The organism is Bradyrhizobium acaciae (assembly GCF_020889785.1).
Classification (GTDB): Bacteria; Pseudomonadota; Alphaproteobacteria; order Rhizobiales; family Xanthobacteraceae; genus Bradyrhizobium; species Bradyrhizobium acaciae.
In genome coordinates this window covers 24381-39728 of sequence record NZ_JACMYK010000017.1, presented here as the reverse complement: position 1 = coordinate 39728, position 15348 = coordinate 24381, and the positions used below count along the sequence as shown (strand labels likewise).

The 15348-nt window shown below is 63.6% G+C and carries 12 protein-coding genes; 6 read left to right on the top strand and 6 right to left on the bottom strand.

Annotation, left to right across the window (positions count from 1 at the left end):
* Positions 1–158: 158 nt before the first annotated feature.
* From H8A92_RS10355 to H8A92_RS10340, 4 genes are all read left to right on the top strand, one after another.
* The gene (locus H8A92_RS10355; RefSeq protein ID WP_229195704.1) at positions 159–392 is read left to right on the top strand and encodes a hypothetical protein; all 234 of its coding nucleotides are present in this window, start codon (positions 159–161) and stop codon (positions 390–392) included.
* A gap of 280 nt (positions 393–672) precedes the next feature.
* Entirely contained in the window at positions 673–3006 is a 2334-nt protein-coding gene (locus tag H8A92_RS10350) for a TonB-dependent siderophore receptor (RefSeq protein ID WP_229195746.1), read from the top strand.
* A 1-nt stretch (position 3007) separates the two neighbouring features.
* Positions 3008–4030 (top strand): extracellular solute-binding protein, encoded by a 1023-nt coding sequence (locus H8A92_RS10345; RefSeq protein ID WP_229195703.1) that lies wholly within the window; start codon positions 3008–3010, stop codon positions 4028–4030.
* Complete coding sequence (locus tag H8A92_RS10340) at positions 4023–5237, top strand: PepSY-associated TM helix domain-containing protein (protein WP_229195702.1); 1215 nt, start codon at positions 4023–4025, stop codon at positions 5235–5237. The genes H8A92_RS10345 and H8A92_RS10340 overlap by 8 nt, the downstream gene beginning before the upstream one ends.
* Positions 5238–5621: 384 nt before the next feature.
* On the opposite strand, the gene H8A92_RS10335 is transcribed toward H8A92_RS10340, so the two are convergent.
* The gene (locus H8A92_RS10335; protein WP_229195701.1) at positions 5622–7259 is read right to left on the bottom strand and encodes an isocitrate lyase; all 1638 of its coding nucleotides are present in this window, start codon (positions 7257–7259) and stop codon (positions 5622–5624) included.
* Between the two features lie 146 nt (positions 7260–7405).
* Here H8A92_RS10335 and H8A92_RS10330 point away from each other — a divergent pair, with 146 nt between their 5' ends.
* Entirely contained in the window at positions 7406–8842 is a 1437-nt protein-coding gene (locus H8A92_RS10330; RefSeq protein ID WP_229185862.1) for a helix-turn-helix domain-containing protein, read from the top strand.
* Between the two features lie 9 nt (positions 8843–8851).
* Here the strand turns inward: H8A92_RS10330 and serA are convergent, their stop codons facing one another.
* The 3 genes from serA to H8A92_RS10315 form a co-directional block, all read right to left on the bottom strand.
* On the bottom strand, positions 8852–10105 hold the full coding sequence (gene serA / locus H8A92_RS10325; RefSeq protein ID WP_229195745.1) for a phosphoglycerate dehydrogenase: 1254 nt from the start codon (positions 10103–10105) through the stop codon (positions 8852–8854).
* 284 nt (positions 10106–10389) lie between these two features.
* Positions 10390–10749, bottom strand: coding sequence for a BA14K family protein (locus H8A92_RS10320; protein ID WP_229185860.1), 360 nt, complete (start codon positions 10747–10749; stop codon positions 10390–10392).
* A 155-nt stretch (positions 10750–10904) separates the two neighbouring features.
* Positions 10905–11105: a hypothetical protein gene (locus H8A92_RS10315; protein ID WP_229195700.1), complete on the bottom strand. Its 201-nt coding sequence runs from the start codon at positions 11103–11105 to the stop codon at positions 10905–10907.
* Positions 11106–11707: 602 nt separating this feature from the next.
* Between H8A92_RS10315 and H8A92_RS10310 the strand changes: the two genes are divergently transcribed.
* Positions 11708–12706 carry a helix-turn-helix transcriptional regulator gene (locus tag H8A92_RS10310; protein ID WP_229195699.1) on the top strand — a complete coding sequence of 333 codons (999 nt, stop codon included), beginning with the start codon at positions 11708–11710 and terminating at the stop codon, positions 12704–12706.
* Between the two features lie 27 nt (positions 12707–12733).
* Here H8A92_RS10310 and H8A92_RS10305 read toward each other — a convergent pair whose 3' ends face one another.
* A complete protein-coding gene (locus H8A92_RS10305) occupies positions 12734–13825 on the bottom strand; it encodes an ABC transporter ATP-binding protein (protein WP_229195698.1) in 1092 nt (363 codons plus the stop codon).
* Between the two features lie 83 nt (positions 13826–13908).
* Positions 13909–15348 (bottom strand): extracellular solute-binding protein, encoded by a 1440-nt coding sequence (locus H8A92_RS10300; protein WP_338026530.1) that lies wholly within the window; start codon positions 15346–15348, stop codon positions 13909–13911.

The following is a 15348-nucleotide window of genomic DNA, read 5'->3' as shown; positions in this document are numbered from 1 at the left end:
ACGCGCGGCGCGGGTTCCATCTCCTGTTGAATCCCGGCAACACCGCTGAACAAAATGCGCAATCGTGAAGATTGCGCGATTTGAATCACGAAGGCGCCGCATCCCTGTCAAATCCTATCTGCGGGTGGCGCAACAAGAACACTATGGGGAAAACCTACATGCAGCAGGCACCGTTGGACGCGCGGAGCGCGGAATCGTCTGGCTATGTCCTCTACTTCCAGCTCGCCAGCAACGGCACCAGACGCGCGTGCAGTCTGACGATCCAGGCGGAAAGCGCCAACGAGGCGGCACGGATCTTTCGCGAGAACTGGAGCGAGATCGAATCGATGGCACGCGATGGCGTCAGCACGGGCATGGTCGGCAAAGCGCCGGTCAGCCTGGCGATGTCGTGAGGCGAATCGCGCGACCTACGGCAGACACTACGCTTGAGGTGTGACGCGATAGCGACCGCAGTCTCAGGCCATCATCGCGCGACCATTTGACGCGCTAACGAGACAATCAAGTCATGAGGTGCAGGGCTCGCGCACGCGCGCGCGCCTTGCTGCGTCTTAGAACGGTTCAAATCCAACTCGGTTAGAGGGATTCAAGTCTGCTCCGGTTCATTTCGCGGGCGCCGACTGCTAGAGGCGCGGCGTGAATGAGTTCGCGTGAATCGGAAGTCGAAGAGTGCCTGTGAATGCTGATCGCCGGGTCGTCGGCGACCATCGAAATGCCGCCGACAAGGGCCGCACCCGCCTGCTGATCGGCGCAGCGTTCCTGCTCGCCGATGTCTCCTCCGCGGTGACGCCGGCAAGCGCCCAATCGAGCGTCGCCTTGCCGCCGGTCATGGTCGAGCAGCCGACGCAGAAGCGCAAGCCTGCAGCCAGTTCGGCGCCGTCGGCGCAGCGAACCCAGGCGGCCGCAGCAGCATGGCAGCGCAGCCGGAATGCCCAGCCGCCGCCACCGACACCATCGGAGCGCGCAGCAGCTGGTGCCGCGGCGCTGAACGAGGCGAAGCTCCACTACCGCGCGATGCCGAGTTCGACCACCTTGCGCAGCGGCGCCTCGCCGCTCGACACCTCGCAAACGGTCAACGTCGTGCCCGAGCAGGTGCTGAAGGATCAGTTGCCGCGCAATCTCGACGATGCGCTTGCCAATGTCAGCGGCGTCACCCAGGGCAATACGCTGGCCGGCACTCAGGACGCCGTGATGCGTCGCGGCTTCGGCGACAACCGCGACGGCTCGATCATGCGTAACGGCATGCCGTTGGTACAGGGCCGCAGCCTCAACGCGGCGGTCGAGAGCGTCGAGGTGCTGAAAGGCCCGGCGTCGCTGCTTTACGGCATCATGGACCCCGGCGGCATCGTCAACACGATCGGCAGGCGTCCCGAGCTCTATCAGCACGGCTCGGTGACCCTGCTCGGCTCGACCTACGCCAATTCGAAGACCGGCGCCGACGGAGCGATCGACATCACCGGCCCGATCGGCAATGGCGGCCTCGCCTATCGCTTCATCGGCTATGGCGTCAGCGAGGACTATTGGCGCAATTTCGGACGCCACCGCGAGAGGCTGGTCGCGCCGTCGCTGGCCTGGTACGGCGAGAACACCACCGTCCAGTTGAACTACGAGCACCGCGAATTCATCACGCCGTTCGACCGCGGCACTGCGTTCGATTCCGTAACCAAGGCGCCGCTGGCGATCCCGGCAACGCGCCGACTCGACGAGCCATTCAACAATGTTTGGGGAACGTCCGACCTGATGCAGGCCTCGGTCGTGCACCGGCTGAATCTGGACTGGAAGCTGTTCGGCGCCTACAGCTACAACACCGAGACCTTCAGCGCCAATCAGCTCCGCATCACCGGCATCAACACCAAGACCGGTGTCGAGACCCGCAGCAATGACGGCACGTGGGGCTCGCTCAGCAATGCCGGCTACGGCACCTCCTATCTGCAGGGCAATTTCTGGTTCGGCAATATGCGCAACGAGGTGCTGTTCGGCGGCGACGGCCAGTACCGCACGATCTACCGCGACAATCTGATCCGGCAGGCGACGCCGAGCTTCAACTTTTACAATCCGGTCTATGGCCTGATCTCGCCGGGCACCACGGTCTCCGCCACTGACAGCGCCCAGACCGACAAGCTCGGCCAGTGGTCGCTGTTCTTCCAGGACACGCTGCATCTGACCGAGCGCTTCGCGCTGGTCGGCGGCGTGCGCTACATGGACTATGACCAGATCGCCGGCAGGGGCCGGCCCTTCATCACCAACACCAACGTCTCGGGGGACAAGGCACTGCCGCTCGGCGGCGCCATCCTCAAGCTCACCGATGAGGTCTCGCTGTATGCGAGCTACACGCAGTCGCTGAAGCCGACCTCGACCATCGCGCCGCTCACCGGCGGCGTCGTGATCGGCTCCAACATCGCTCCCGAAGAGGGCACCCAATGGGAGACCGGCGTCAAGTTCGACTTCAACAAGCGGATCTCCGGCACGCTTGCGCTTTACGACATCGACAAGAAGAATGTGCTGGTCTCGCAGCTCAACGCCTCGACCGGCATCGTCGAGTACCGCACCGCCGGCAAGGTTCGCTCACGCGGCGTCGAGCTCGACGTCACCGGACGGCTGACCGATAGCTGGAGCATGATCGGCAGTTACGCCTATACCGATGCACGAGTCACCGAGGATCCGACGCTCGCCGGCAACGCCTTGCAGAACGTCGCGCTCAACACCGCATCGCTCTATCTGGTCTATGATTTCGGCACCACCCTGCCCGGCCGGCTGCGGCTCGGCGGCGGCGCGCGCCATGTCGGCGATCGGCCCGGCGATGCCGCGAACAGCTTCGTGCTGCCGGCCTACACCGTCGCGGATGTGTTTGCGACCTACGAGACCAAGGTCCAGACCTTCCCGGTGATCTACCAGTTCAACGTCAAGAACCTGTTCGACACCGTCTACTATCCCTCGGCCGTCAGCAATCTGGCCGTGGCGATGGGCGACGCACGCCGCTTCTCGCTCTCGGCAACGGCAAAATTCTAGCATGGGCGCGGTTCGGACAGCGATCGGACTGCTTGCCGTCCTGGCTGCGACCGCGCTCGTCAACACCGTCCGCGCCGACGAGCTCACGTTGTATTCGACCCGGGAAGCCAATCTGGTCGAGCCAGCCATCGCGGCCTTCACGGCAGCGAGCGGCACCAAGGTCAAGACCGTCTTCATCGAGGACAGTTTGGTCAAGCGCCTGACATCGGAAGGCGACAATTCGCCCGCGGATGTGCTGCTCACCATCGGTCTCGACAAGACAGCCCAGCTTGTGACGCGCGGGCTGACACAGGCGCTTGCGTCGCCCGCGCTTGATCAGGCGGTGGCGGCGAACCTGCGCGGCAACGACGGCCAGTGGATCGCGCTCGCCGTTCGTCCGCGCGTGATGTTCGCGCGCAAGGACAGTGCCCTCGTCGCAATCACGTATGAAGAACTCGCCGATCCCAAATGGCGCGGCAAATTGTGCATGCGGCCGGCCGCGCACCAGAACAATGTCGCGCTGATCGCGGCCTATCTCGCGCATCACGGGACGGATGCGACACAGACCTGGCTCGCCGGGATGAAGGCCAATCTCGCCCACAAGCCGGCCGGCAAGGACAATGATGTGGTCCGCGAGATCGCTGAGGAACGCTGCGACATCGGCATCGGCAACACGGTCGCGCTGGCACAGCTCCGCGACGGCCGCGAAGGCAATGATTGGCGCGCATGGGCCGATGCCGTGAAGGCCGTGCCGACCGCGTTCACCGGCGGCGGCAGCCACGTCAATCTGACTGGCGCGGCGATTGCCCGGCACGCTCCGCATCCATCTGCCGCGCGCGCCTTCCTCGAATTCCTCGTCACGGCCGAGGCCCAGACGATCCTTGCGACCGCCGAGCTGGAATATCCGGTGCTTGCGACCGCGAAGCGGCCGCCGATCGTTGAGGGTATCGGATCGTTCGCTACGGATGCGCTGCCCGTCGATGAAATCGCCGCGCATCAAGCGGCCGCAATCGCCCTGATCCGAAAGGCCGGCTTCGATGAGTGATGTCCGACGTCCGATCAAGGCCGCGCTGCTGCAGGTGCATTCCGTCGTTGGGCTGGTGCTGGCGCTGGTCTGGGCAGTGGTCGGCCTGACCGGCGCAACGATGGCCTTTGAGGATGAGATCGAAGCCAGCCTGAACAGCCAGATGATGCGCGTCGATGCCAGCGCCACCCGGCGACTCACGCCGGACGAACTGGTCGCGCGGCTTCGGGCGGCGGGCGATTTCGGCAAGGTTTCGGTCGTCAGCATGTCCAGCGATCCATCGGCCGCGGCGCACATCCGCTTTGCCCGCAGCGACGGCGGCACGCGGCCGTCCTCGGTTTACGTCGATCCCTACAACGGACATTTGCTCGGCTCGCCGCGCGGCGAGGATTTCTTCGCCACCGTCCGCAAGCTGCATCGCTGGCTGCTGCTGCCGGGCGACGGCAATGGCATCGGCCGCAAGATCACGGGGTCAGCCGCGATCTGCCTGATCGTGATGCTGATATCAGGCCTCGTGCTGCGCTGGCCGCATCGCGCACGCAGCATCAAGATGTGGCTGAAGCCCAATCTGGGTCTGCGCGGCCGCGGCCTGCACCGCTCGCTGCACGCAGTGATCGGCACCTGGGTGCTGCCGGTCTATCTGGTGATGACGCTGACCGGCCTGTGGTACTCGTTCGAATGGTACAAGGCGGGCGCCAACTGGCTGCTGGCGCGGCCTCAGGCCACCGCCGCGGCGATGCAGCCGAAACCACCGCGCGGCGCAACGGCTGCCGAGAGCAAGGATGAAGCCAGGGCGGACGCGAAGGCCGAGGCAACGCCGCTCGTGTTCGATCACGTCTGGTCAGCGTTCCTGCAGCAGGAGAACAACGATTACGGCAGGGCTCTGCTGACCCTTCCGGCCGGCGCAGGCACAGCGGTGCGCGTGCGGTCATGGGCGCGGGATTCGTCGCTTGAGAGCGTGCGTGACGAATTCCGCATCGATGCCGTCACCGGGCGCGTCATTTCCTCCGATCGCTACGCGGACAAAAGGTTCAGCGAGCGCGTCCTTGCCGGCGTGCTCGACATCCACCGCGGCGCTATCCTGGGATGGCTCGGCAAGCTCGCCTTCATGCTGGCGGCCGCGATGATGCCGCTGTTCGCCGTGACCGGCCTGCTGCTCTATCTGTCCCGCCGCAGACACCGCCGCCTCGCGCGGCCGCCGATCGCGCGCCTAGTTCCAGGCGAATGAATTTCATGTCGCGAGAAGGCCGATGCCGTGACTCGCAGATCGTAGAAAGCATTCGCTGTCGTCCCTGCGAAAGCAGGGACCCATAACCACAAATGCCGATCGTTGTGCGACGACGGAACGACAAATCCCGATCACAACTACCGCCGCGGAGTATGGGTCCCTGCTTTCGCAGGGACGACGGCGGTGAATGCTGCCGCGGATCGCATCTAATGCCGGCAGCCAGATCCAAAAAAGCACGGAAGCCAGGCAGCAAGCGGCTTTGGAAACGCTGCGGGGGCGATCTCGACCGCGTCACCGTGGTCGAAACCGCCCCCGTCAGGCCGGCGGACGGGCGGCTGCTCGCAAGCCAGCCTGTCCAGCCGATAGTCGGAATGATCCGTTCGATTAGCCGAACTGGTTCATCGTGTTGTGGACACCGCCCGCCTTGAGGGCAGCCTCACCGGCGAAGTATTCCTTGTGGTCGTCGCCGATGTCGGAGCCCGCCATGTTCTGATGCTTCGCACATGCGATGCCCTGACGGATTTCCGCGCGCTGCACGTTCTTGACGTAACCGAGCATGCCCTGGTCGCCGAAATACTCCTTCGCGAGATTGTCGGTCGACAGTGCAGCCGTGTGATAGGTCGGCAGCGTGATCAGGTGGTGGAAGATACCGGCGCGCTTGGCCGAATCCGCCTGGAAGGTACGGATCCGCTCGTCGGCTTCGATCGCCAGCGGCGTACCGTCGTATTCCACCTTCATCAGTTCGGCGCGGTTGTACTTGCTGACATCCTTGCCGGCTTCCTTCATCGCGTCATAGACCTGCCAACGGAAGTTGAGGGTCCAGTTGAAGGAAGGCGAGTTGTTGTAGGCAAGCTTCGCGTTCGGAATGACCTTGCGGATGCGATCGACCATCGAAGCGATCTGCTCGATATGCGGCTTCTCGGTCTCGATCCACAACAGGTCAGCACCGTTCTGCAGCGAGGTGATGCAGTCGAGCACGCAGCGATCCGCACCAGTGCCGGGACGGAACTGATAGAGGTTGCTGGGCAGACGCTTCGGACGCATCATCTTGCCGTTCTGGTTGATGATGACGTCGCCGTTGCGCGCATTGGCAGCCGTCACTTCCTCGCAATCGAGGAAGCTGTTGTACTGGTCGCCGAGGTCGCCGGGCTTGTGGCTCACGGCGATCTGCTGCGTCAGGCCGGCGCCGAGCGAGTCGGTACGGGTCACGATGATGCCGTCTTCGACGCCGAGCTCGAGGAACGCATGGCGGCAAGCACGGATCTTCGCGATGAAGACCTCATGCGGCACGGTCACCTTGCCGTCCTGGTGGCCGCACTGCTTCTCGTCCGAGACCTGGTTCTCGATCTGCAGGGCGCAGGCGCCCGCCTCGATCATCTTCTTGGCGAGCAGGTAGGTCGCTTCCGCGTTGCCGAAGCCGGCGTCGATGTCGGCGATGACGGGCACGACGTGGGTCTGGAAGTTGTCGATCTTCTCGATCAGCGCCTTTTCCTTGGCCTTGTCGCCTTCCTTGCGGGCCGCATCGAGCGCGCGGAAGATGTCGTTGAGCTCGCGGGAATCCGCCTGACGCAGGAAGGTGTAGAGCTCCTCGATCAGGGCCGGCACCGAGGTCTTCTCGTGCATCGACTGATCCGGCAGCGGGCCGAACTCGGAGCGCAGCGCAGCGATCATCCAGCCGGAGAGATAGAGATAGCGGCGGTCGGTATTGCCGAAGTGCTTCTTGACCGAGATCAGCTTCTGCTGGGCGATGAAGCCGTGCCAGCAACCCAGCGACTGGGTGTACTTGGTGCTGTCGGCGTCATAGGCGGCCATGTCGGCGCGCATCAGCGCAGCCGTGTAGCGGGCGACATCCAGACCGGTCTTGAAGCGGTTCTGCAGGCGCATGCGCGCCACGGCTTCCGCGGTGACGCCGTTCCAGGTGTCCTTGGTCTTGAGGAGCGCTTCGGCCGCCTCAATCTCGCTCTGATACGAAGCCGGTCCCTGGATGGCCCGGTCGCTGATCCCGCGCGGTTGGAAGTTCATGTCCGTGATCCCTTCGGTGACGAAATAACTGCACCGTTTGTGACCCACGGCGGCGTGGGGAGCTAGACCTGGCGCGGAAAACTTGTCATAACTTACAAGAAACTGATGTATTGTTGTAAGAATCTTACATCAACCCGGATTTGACGATGGCAACCTCAAGCGCCCGCTCGGTTTTCATGGGCCCCCGACTCCGCCGGCTGCGGCGCGATCTCGGGTTGACCCAGGCCGATATGGCGGCCGATCTCGAGATCTCCGCCCCCTATGTCGCACTGCTGGAACGCAATCAGCGCCCGGTGACGGCAGACATGCTGCTTCGCCTTGCCCGCACCTACAAGATCGATCTGGCCGATCTCGCCGGCGACGGCGGCGCCGACCACACTGCGCGCATGCAGTCCGTCCTGAAGGAGCCGATGTTTGCCGACATCGACATCCCCACACTCGAAGTCAGCGACCTCGCGGTCAGCTATCCCGGAATGACCGAGGCGTTCCTGCGCCTCTACACCGCCTATCGCGAAGAGCAGCTGGCGCTCGCGGAGCGACGGGCACCGGACCTGGCGGGCGCAGCGTTACTGCCGGGCGAGAACTTCGACGCCAACGACCCCGTTGCGGAAGTCCGGCGCTTTCTCGCCGCGCGCCGCAACAATTTCGCCAATCTCGACGATGCCGCCGAGCGCCTTGTCCACGAACCCGCCGGACCAGCCGGATTCATCGAGCGGCTTCGCGATCGCCATAAGCTTCAGGTCCGCTATCTGCCACCCAACGTCATGCTCGGTTCGGTCAGGCGACTGGACCTGCATCGCCGACAATTGCTGCTCGAGGACTCGCTCGATACCGCAGGCCTCAATTTCCAGCTCGCCAAGCAACTCGCTTATCTGGAGCTGGAAGACGAGATCGGCGCGGCGGTGGAAGACGGCAAGTTCACCAGCAAGAGCGCCGAGTTGCTGGCCCGCCGCGCGCTTGCCGCCTATGCCGCGGCTGCACTCATCATGCCGTATTCGGTGTTTGCGAAAGCGGTCGACACGCGCCGCTACGATCTGGAGGCGCTGGCGCGTCAATTCGGCACCAGCTTCGAGCAGACCGCACACCGCGTCACGACCTTGCAGCGGCCGGGTCTCGAAAAGATCCCGTTCTTCCTGATCCGCGTCGATCCCGCCGGCAACATTTCCAAGCTGCTCGATGGCGCCGGCTTCCCGTTTGCGAAACACGGCGGCGCATGCCCGCTATGGTCGGTCCACGACATCTTCAAGACGCCGCGCCAGATCGTCACGCAATGGCTGGAATTGCCCGACGGTCAGCGGTTCTTTTCGATCGCCCGCACCGTGACCGCCGGCGGCGGCGCGTTCGGCGCCATCCGCGTCGAACGGGCGATCGCAATCGGCTGCGCCGCCGAGCATGCCGGCCAGCTGATCTACACGCGCGACGGACAGGGGCCGAACGCGGACGAGCCGACCCCGATCGGCGTCGCCTGCCGGGTCTGCCATCGCCCGAGATGCGCGGCGCGGTCGGCGCCGCCGATCGGACGCGAGATTCTTCCGGACGATTTCAGAACCTCGAGCGTTCCGTTCGGGTTCTCGGCGGACTGACGCGGTCGATCAGCCCTGCGGCCGGTTCGCGTCGTACAGCACCCGCACCCGGATCGTGCCGTCGATGGCCTTCAAATCGGCCAGCAAGCCCTCGCCCTCGCCGCCGACCACGTCGGTCTCGAGCACGACATAGCCGACTTCCGGATCGGTCTGCAGATATTGCGCGAGGATGTTGATCCCGTGCCGGGACACCGCGTCGTTGACCTGACGCATGACGCCCGGAACATTGCGGTGAACATGAATGAAACGGGTGCCGGTCGGTCGCGCCGGCAATTGCACCTGCGGAAAATTGACCGCGCCGAAGGTCGACCCGACATCGGAATAATCGATCAGCTTGCGTGCAACTTCGCCGCCGATGCGATCCTGCGCTTCTTCCGTCGAACCACCGACATGCGGCGTGAGGATGACGTTGGGGAGGCCCTGCAGCGGCGAGACGAAGCGCGCCTCGTTCGACACCGGTTCGACCGGAAACACGTCGACTGCGGCACCCGCCAGCTTGCCCTCGCGCAAGGCGCTCGCCAGCGCATCGAGATCGACCACGGTGCCGCGTGAGTTGTTGATCAGATAGGCCTCAGGCTTCATCAGCTGGAGCTGGGCCGCGCCGATCATGTTGGCGGTGGTCGGCGTCTCCGGCACGTGAAGCGAAACGACATCGCTCGCTGCGAGCAACGCGTCGAGCGATTCAGCGGGCTCGGTGTTGCCATGGCGGAGCTTATCGGTCTGATCGAAATAGATCACGCGCATGCCCATGGCTTCGGCGAGGTTCGACAGCTGCGAGCCGATGTTGCCGTAGCCGACGATGCCCAGCGTCTTGCCGCGCACTTCACGGCTGCCTTCGGCGGACTTGTCCCAGCCGCCGGCATGTGCAGAGACCGAACGCGGAAAGATCCGGCGGAACAGCATGACGATCTCGGCGATGGTCAGCTCCGCCACGCTACGGGTGTTGGAGTATGGCGCATTGAACACGGGGATTCCGAGCTTTCGCGCGGCGTCGAGATCGACCTGATTGGTGCCGACCGAAAAGCAGCCGACAACGAGCAATCGGTCGGCGGCCTCGAGGATTTCCGCGGTCAACTGGGTCCGCGACCGAATTCCCAGCATATGGATGCCCGACAGCGCCTGCCTGAGTTCTTTCGGTCCCAGCGCCTTGGGCAGGCGTTGCAGCTCGGTATAGCCGTTCGCCTCGAACATCCGGACTGCGGAATCATTCACGCCCTCCAGCAGCAGCACGCGTATTTTGGTCTTGGGAAGCGACAACATCATCGAGATCCAGATTCGCCAGGGTTCGGGCAGGTTCTGCCACGAGCGCAGTTTCGATGGATCAGGTGATAACATAGAAAGCAACCGCGTCAGAAGCCGCAGTCGGCGGCTCGCCCTGCGATTTCCGATAAAGCCCGCTCGATCCGCGCATCCAGACGCAGGGCGGGAACCGATTCAGCCGAATATCTTGCTCAATTCGCCGGCAGAGGTCCCGTTGCGGCTCCCGGGGCGGTCGAACGCCTGCTCCGGCTCACCGGCCGGAGCAAGCTCGGTTGGACCTCAAACGCTTACTGGCAGGGATAGCGCCGGCCGTCCTTTGCCTGGAACGTATTCGACGCCGGATCGTATGAGCGATAGCGCTGCGCGCACGACGTTGCGTGCTGCTGGGCCGCGGCAGCTTCCTGCTGCGCGGCGGCATTGGCCGCACCGGCTGCGATGACGCCGCCGATGAGGCCGCCGACCAGCCCGCCGACCGCGGCACCGCCATCGCAATTCCCATAACGGCACCAGACCTTCTCGGTCACCGCCGGCACCGCGGCCGCAACACCGGCGCTGTGCTGGAGCGGAGCCGAGATCGCGGAGGCGGAAAACATCATAACGCCGGTGGTGGCCGTCAAAACGACTTTCAGAAAGCGAGCCCTACGCATCATATCTCCTGCTTCATTGCTGTGGGCGCAGGCCGGCGCCTGCGTCCCGATTCCCTCAACATGGATGGTTCGCCCGGCCTCGGACCGGACGACACCCTTACACGCGCGGCCGGCTACAATTCGCGCGTCAGCCTTGCTTCACAGATGGACGGAGTTCATTGACCGGCTGCGTTCACGACGCGGCAGAGGTTGTCGCCGACGCCTGGAGCCAATTGTCCTTGCGGTAGAGTGAAGGTCGCATCGACGCGGCTGCCTTTGCCGTCCTTGCGAACGACGACTTGCAATGTTTGTGGCCGGCCGGATCCGGTGGTCTCCTGCTGCGTGGTCACGGTGCCGAGCTTCTTGTCGACGTTCACACCGACAAACCCTCCGCCAGAACGGCGCGGGACACCTTGTCGAGGGCAGCACCGGGATTGACCGCCGGGAAAATCATCCAGGTCTTGTGCGTCATGCCCGTTACCATCGGAACGCCGGTGCTCTGGACGTGATCTGCGCAGCTATCGGCCAGCGCAGGCATGGACGAAAGAACCGTGAGCGCGAATACGCAAGTTATCCTTGTAAGCATGCTTCCATAACCCGTTTGAGTAGGTCGAAAGCATTTAGGCCAAATGGGCTATGAGTCCATGGACCGCATCGCATTCCGGATGGAGGCATTCGGATTGTGGCTAGCAAGGTCGAACGCAAGCGCGCGCAGCTTCTGTTTTCGCTCGCGCTCTCGACTCGCGCTCTGAAAACGTCAGCGCCCCTGAATTGAAATCGGAACTTTCGCGCAATAGGGGCGAGCGAATTCGATCAAATGTTACCTTTGGCAGCCGATTGCGCGATCCGGATATCTCGTTCGAAAATCGGATATTGAAGCTATCGCGGAGAGCTTGAGCCGAACTCACCAAAGCTGTGCTAATGTGGCGGTGCGGTCTATGCGTGTGGCGGACGGCAAACATCCGATGGTTAGGATTTGATGGTCGAAGACATTCTCGCTGCACCACCGACGCGTTCGGGATCTTCGTTCGAGGAGCTGCTGGAGATACTCCATCCTCACGGGATCAATGCGCACTCCTCACCGCGGCCTGAGGACGCGTTTCGATGGCATACCGATGTTGCCGTTGGAGCAGAAATCGACGTCGTGCGGGCGGATCTGTCTGCCGGTTGGGATTGGCACTATTCCTACGAGAGCACGTCGGGAGAGCTTGCAATCAGCCTGCTGAATGCCGGCAAGGCCGAAATGCTCATTGCAGGCAAGAACGTCCAGCGAACCCCATCCGAGATCGCCATCGTGCCGCTTCCGACGATGCAAGCGCAGCGGGTTGAAGCGGTCGATGGAAGATACTCGAGCGTGACGCTCACCTTGCACACGGGCATGGTGTCGAAGGTCCTGTCCGCGACGCTCGGGAACACGGCGCTGGAAGATCTCAATTTGACGCCGATCGTCGATCTGTCGACCGGCGCCGGGCAGACCCTTCTTCAGCTCATTCGCGCGAGCGCCACCGGTCTGTATGACGGCATCCTGACACGCTCTCCGAAAGCAAGCGCGCTGCTATCCGAGGCTGCGCTGCAGCTCATCCTCGAGAATGTCCCCCACCGGCTGACCGACCGGTTGAACCGCTATCCACCGGATGCGCCGCCGCGTTACATCCGGCGGGCGGTCGAATATATGCGCGCCAATCCCCATCTGCCTCTGACGATCGCAGATATTGCCGGGACGGTTGGCGTTAGCGGCCGATTGCTGCAACTGGGATTCCGCAAGATCCACGGCACGACGCCGGTCGCCTATTTGCGACAAATTCGACTTGAGGCAATCCACGATGAACTGTCGCGACCGGAGAACATGCTTCCGGTCAGCGAGGTTGCGCTGAAGTGGGGCTTTACGCACATGGGCCGTTTCGCGGCGGTTTACCGCTCCGCATTTGGCCTGTATCCGTCCGATACGGTCCGGCGAGCGCGAGGGTTCTGCAACTAAGCGGGCGATTGTTGCGCCGGCGGTAGATCAGGCAATGGCCATCCCCGACGCCTTGTCGAACAAATGCGTCCGCTCGAGATCGAGCGCGACATCGATCACATGATCCGGCTCCGCGGCAACACCGACCTGCATCTGCGCCGTGAACGCGAAGGCGCCGACGGTCCCGATCACCAGCGTGTGCGGCCCGAGCGGCTCCACGTCCTTCACAAGCATGCGGACGGAAGAGCCCGCGGGCGCGCCTTCGCGCAACACATGATCAGGACGCACGCCAAGGACCACGGGCTTGCCGACGCTGCCCGCATAGGCCGCCTCCCGCGACTTCGGTATTCGCAACGCCGTGCCCGACGACTCGGTGAAGGTGAGCGCGCCGTCGCGGGCTGTGATCTCGCCGTGGATGAAGTTCATGCTCGGTGCGCCCATGAAGCCCGCGACGAAGAGATTGCTGGGCTTCTCGTAGATCGTGATCGGATCGGCCGCCTGTTCGATCCGTCCGCGATTCATCACCACGACGCGGTCGGCCATCGTCATGGCTTCGACCTGGTCATGCGTGACATAGACGATCGTCTTGGCGAGGCGACGGTGCAGTGCCTTGATCTCGGTCCGCATCTCGATGCGGAGCTTGGCGTCGAGATTGGACAACGGCTCGTCGAACAGGAAAACGTCCGGACTGCGCACGATGGCCCGACCGATCGCCACGCGCTGGCGCTGGCCGCCGGAAAGCTGCTTGGGCCGGCGCTGCAAATATTGCTCGAGGTCAAGCACGCGCGCTACGTCATTGACGGCCTTCTCGATGCTGGCGCGCTGCTCGCCGCGCACCTTCATGCCGTAGCCGATGTTCTCCCCGACCGTCATGTGCGGATACAGCGCGTAGTTCTGGAACACCATCGCGCAATTGCGCAAGCCCGGCCGCAACTGCGTCACGTCGCGGTTGCCGATGCGGATGGTTCCGCTGGTGACGGCCTCCAGTCCCGCGATCATGCGCAACGTCGTGGTCTTGCCGCAGCCGGACGGGCCGACCAGCACGACAAATTCCTCGTCGGCCACGTTGAGGTCGAGGCCTTCGATGATCTTGTAGGGCCCGTATGCCTTGCTGACGTTCTCGATCTCGACGTGCGCCATGGAATCCTTTTCCGTCCCTTCGTCGACGGCAGATGAAGTCCCGGACGACGCTCGCGCATCATCCGGGACGCCTCGGTCAAAAGCTAGTTCTTCGGCGGAAGGCCCATCGCGGCGCGATAGGCCGCGAGCTGCTTGGCCCGGCCGAACTCGTCGGTCAGCCGATTCCACTCTTTCGCCATCGCGTCGAGCGCGGCCTGCGGCGTGGTCTGGCCGGCCAGTGCCTTACCGAGCTCGATCTCCACCACCTCGGTATAGGAGAAGTAGCCGGGCAGACGCATGTCGAGTGCGACGTTCTTGGCATTGATCGAGTCCGATTGCGCGCCGAGATATTCCTTGGCCTCTTCCGGCGAGAAGATCTTGCTCCACAATTGCAGATTGGCGGTGTGCGATTTGCGATAGGGATTGACGCCGCTGCCGCCGGTGATCGCCGCCTGGCCCGACACGTCAGGACTTGTCAGTGTCTTGACGAAGTCCCACGCCGCCTGCTGGTTCTTGCCGGCCTTCGGCACCGCGATCTGCCAGCCGCCGAATGCCATGAACGGGCCCGGAATGACGCTCGGGAATTTATCCCACTTCTTGGTCTTCGCGTTCCAGATCTCGTCCGAGCCGGGCAGCATCGCCGAGCCGACCTTGCCCGAGATCTTCGACTGCTTCGGGTCGGCGGCGATCACGCCGGTGTCGCCCCAGCCGATCGATTCCGCGACCTGGCCGCCGGCCACGGCCGCGTTCACCTCGCCGAACGAGAAGTTCAGCGCGTTGGGCGGCCCAAGCTTCGATGCACGGATGTATTCCTCGAGCCCCTTCACCCAGCCCGGGTTGTTGATCTGTGCGTCCATCGTCTCGGGGTCGAAGAACATCGCGCCCGGGTAGTTCGGATTGTTGGCGTAGGCCGCCGCATGGCTGAAGAAGAACCAGAACTGCTGACCGCCGCGGCGGAAGGCTTCCGCCGTGCCCCACAGGCCCTTGTCGGGCCGCTGGAAGAACTCCGCGATGTCGAGATACTGCTTCCAGGTCTTCGGCGGCGCGAGGTCGTAACCGTATTTGGCCTTGAACGCGTCCTTCTCCTTGGGATCGCTGAACAGGTCGGTGCGATACGTATAGGTATGGACGTCGCCGTCCATCGATTGCGAGTAGATCTTGCCTTCCCACACCATCAGACGCTCGCGATAGGCCGGCTCGATATCGTCCCAGTCCTTGCCGGACTGCATCTCCTTCGGCATCTCGCTGAGATAGGGCACGAAGTCCGGCAGCCAGGCCGGCGCGAAGCTGACGAGGTCGAACGTCGCGTCCGACGCGGTCAGCGATGTCGCGATCTTCGGATAAAGCTCGGACCAGGGAAACTCCACGACATTGACCTTGCCGCAGGTCTTCTTCGCCCATTCGTCGGCGCCGAGCTTGAGCGCGGAGGCGATATACGGTCCGGTCTGCGACGCCACCGTCAGGGTGACGCCGGTATAATCCGGACTACAGGCAGCATTCGCCTGGCTCGCAGCGCCCGTGATCGCGAGCGAGGTGGTCAGCAT

Coding starts and splice junctions, on each gene's coding strand:
- H8A92_RS10330 (WP_229185862.1), top strand. CDS start 7,406: ATGGCAACCTCAAGCGCCCGCTCGGTTTTCATGGGCCCCCGACTCCGC.
- serA (WP_229195745.1), bottom strand. CDS start 10,105: ATGATGTTGTCGCTTCCCAAGACCAAAATACGCGTGCTGCTGCTGGAG.
- H8A92_RS10305 (WP_229195698.1), bottom strand. CDS start 13,825: ATGGCGCACGTCGAGATCGAGAACGTCAGCAAGGCATACGGGCCCTAC.
- H8A92_RS10335 (WP_229195701.1), bottom strand. CDS start 7,259: ATGAACTTCCAACCGCGCGGGATCAGCGACCGGGCCATCCAGGGACCG.
- H8A92_RS10320 (WP_229185860.1), bottom strand. CDS start 10,749: ATGCGTAGGGCTCGCTTTCTGAAAGTCGTTTTGACGGCCACCACCGGC.
- H8A92_RS10300 (WP_338026530.1), bottom strand. CDS start 15,348: ATGCTGACCACCTCGCTCGCGATCACGGGCGCTGCGAGCCAGGCGAAT.
- H8A92_RS10310 (WP_229195699.1), top strand. CDS start 11,708: ATGGTCGAAGACATTCTCGCTGCACCACCGACGCGTTCGGGATCTTCG.
- H8A92_RS10355 (WP_229195704.1), top strand. CDS start 159: ATGCAGCAGGCACCGTTGGACGCGCGGAGCGCGGAATCGTCTGGCTAT.
- H8A92_RS10340 (WP_229195702.1), top strand. CDS start 4,023: ATGAGTGATGTCCGACGTCCGATCAAGGCCGCGCTGCTGCAGGTGCAT.
- H8A92_RS10345 (WP_229195703.1), top strand. CDS start 3,008: ATGGGCGCGGTTCGGACAGCGATCGGACTGCTTGCCGTCCTGGCTGCG.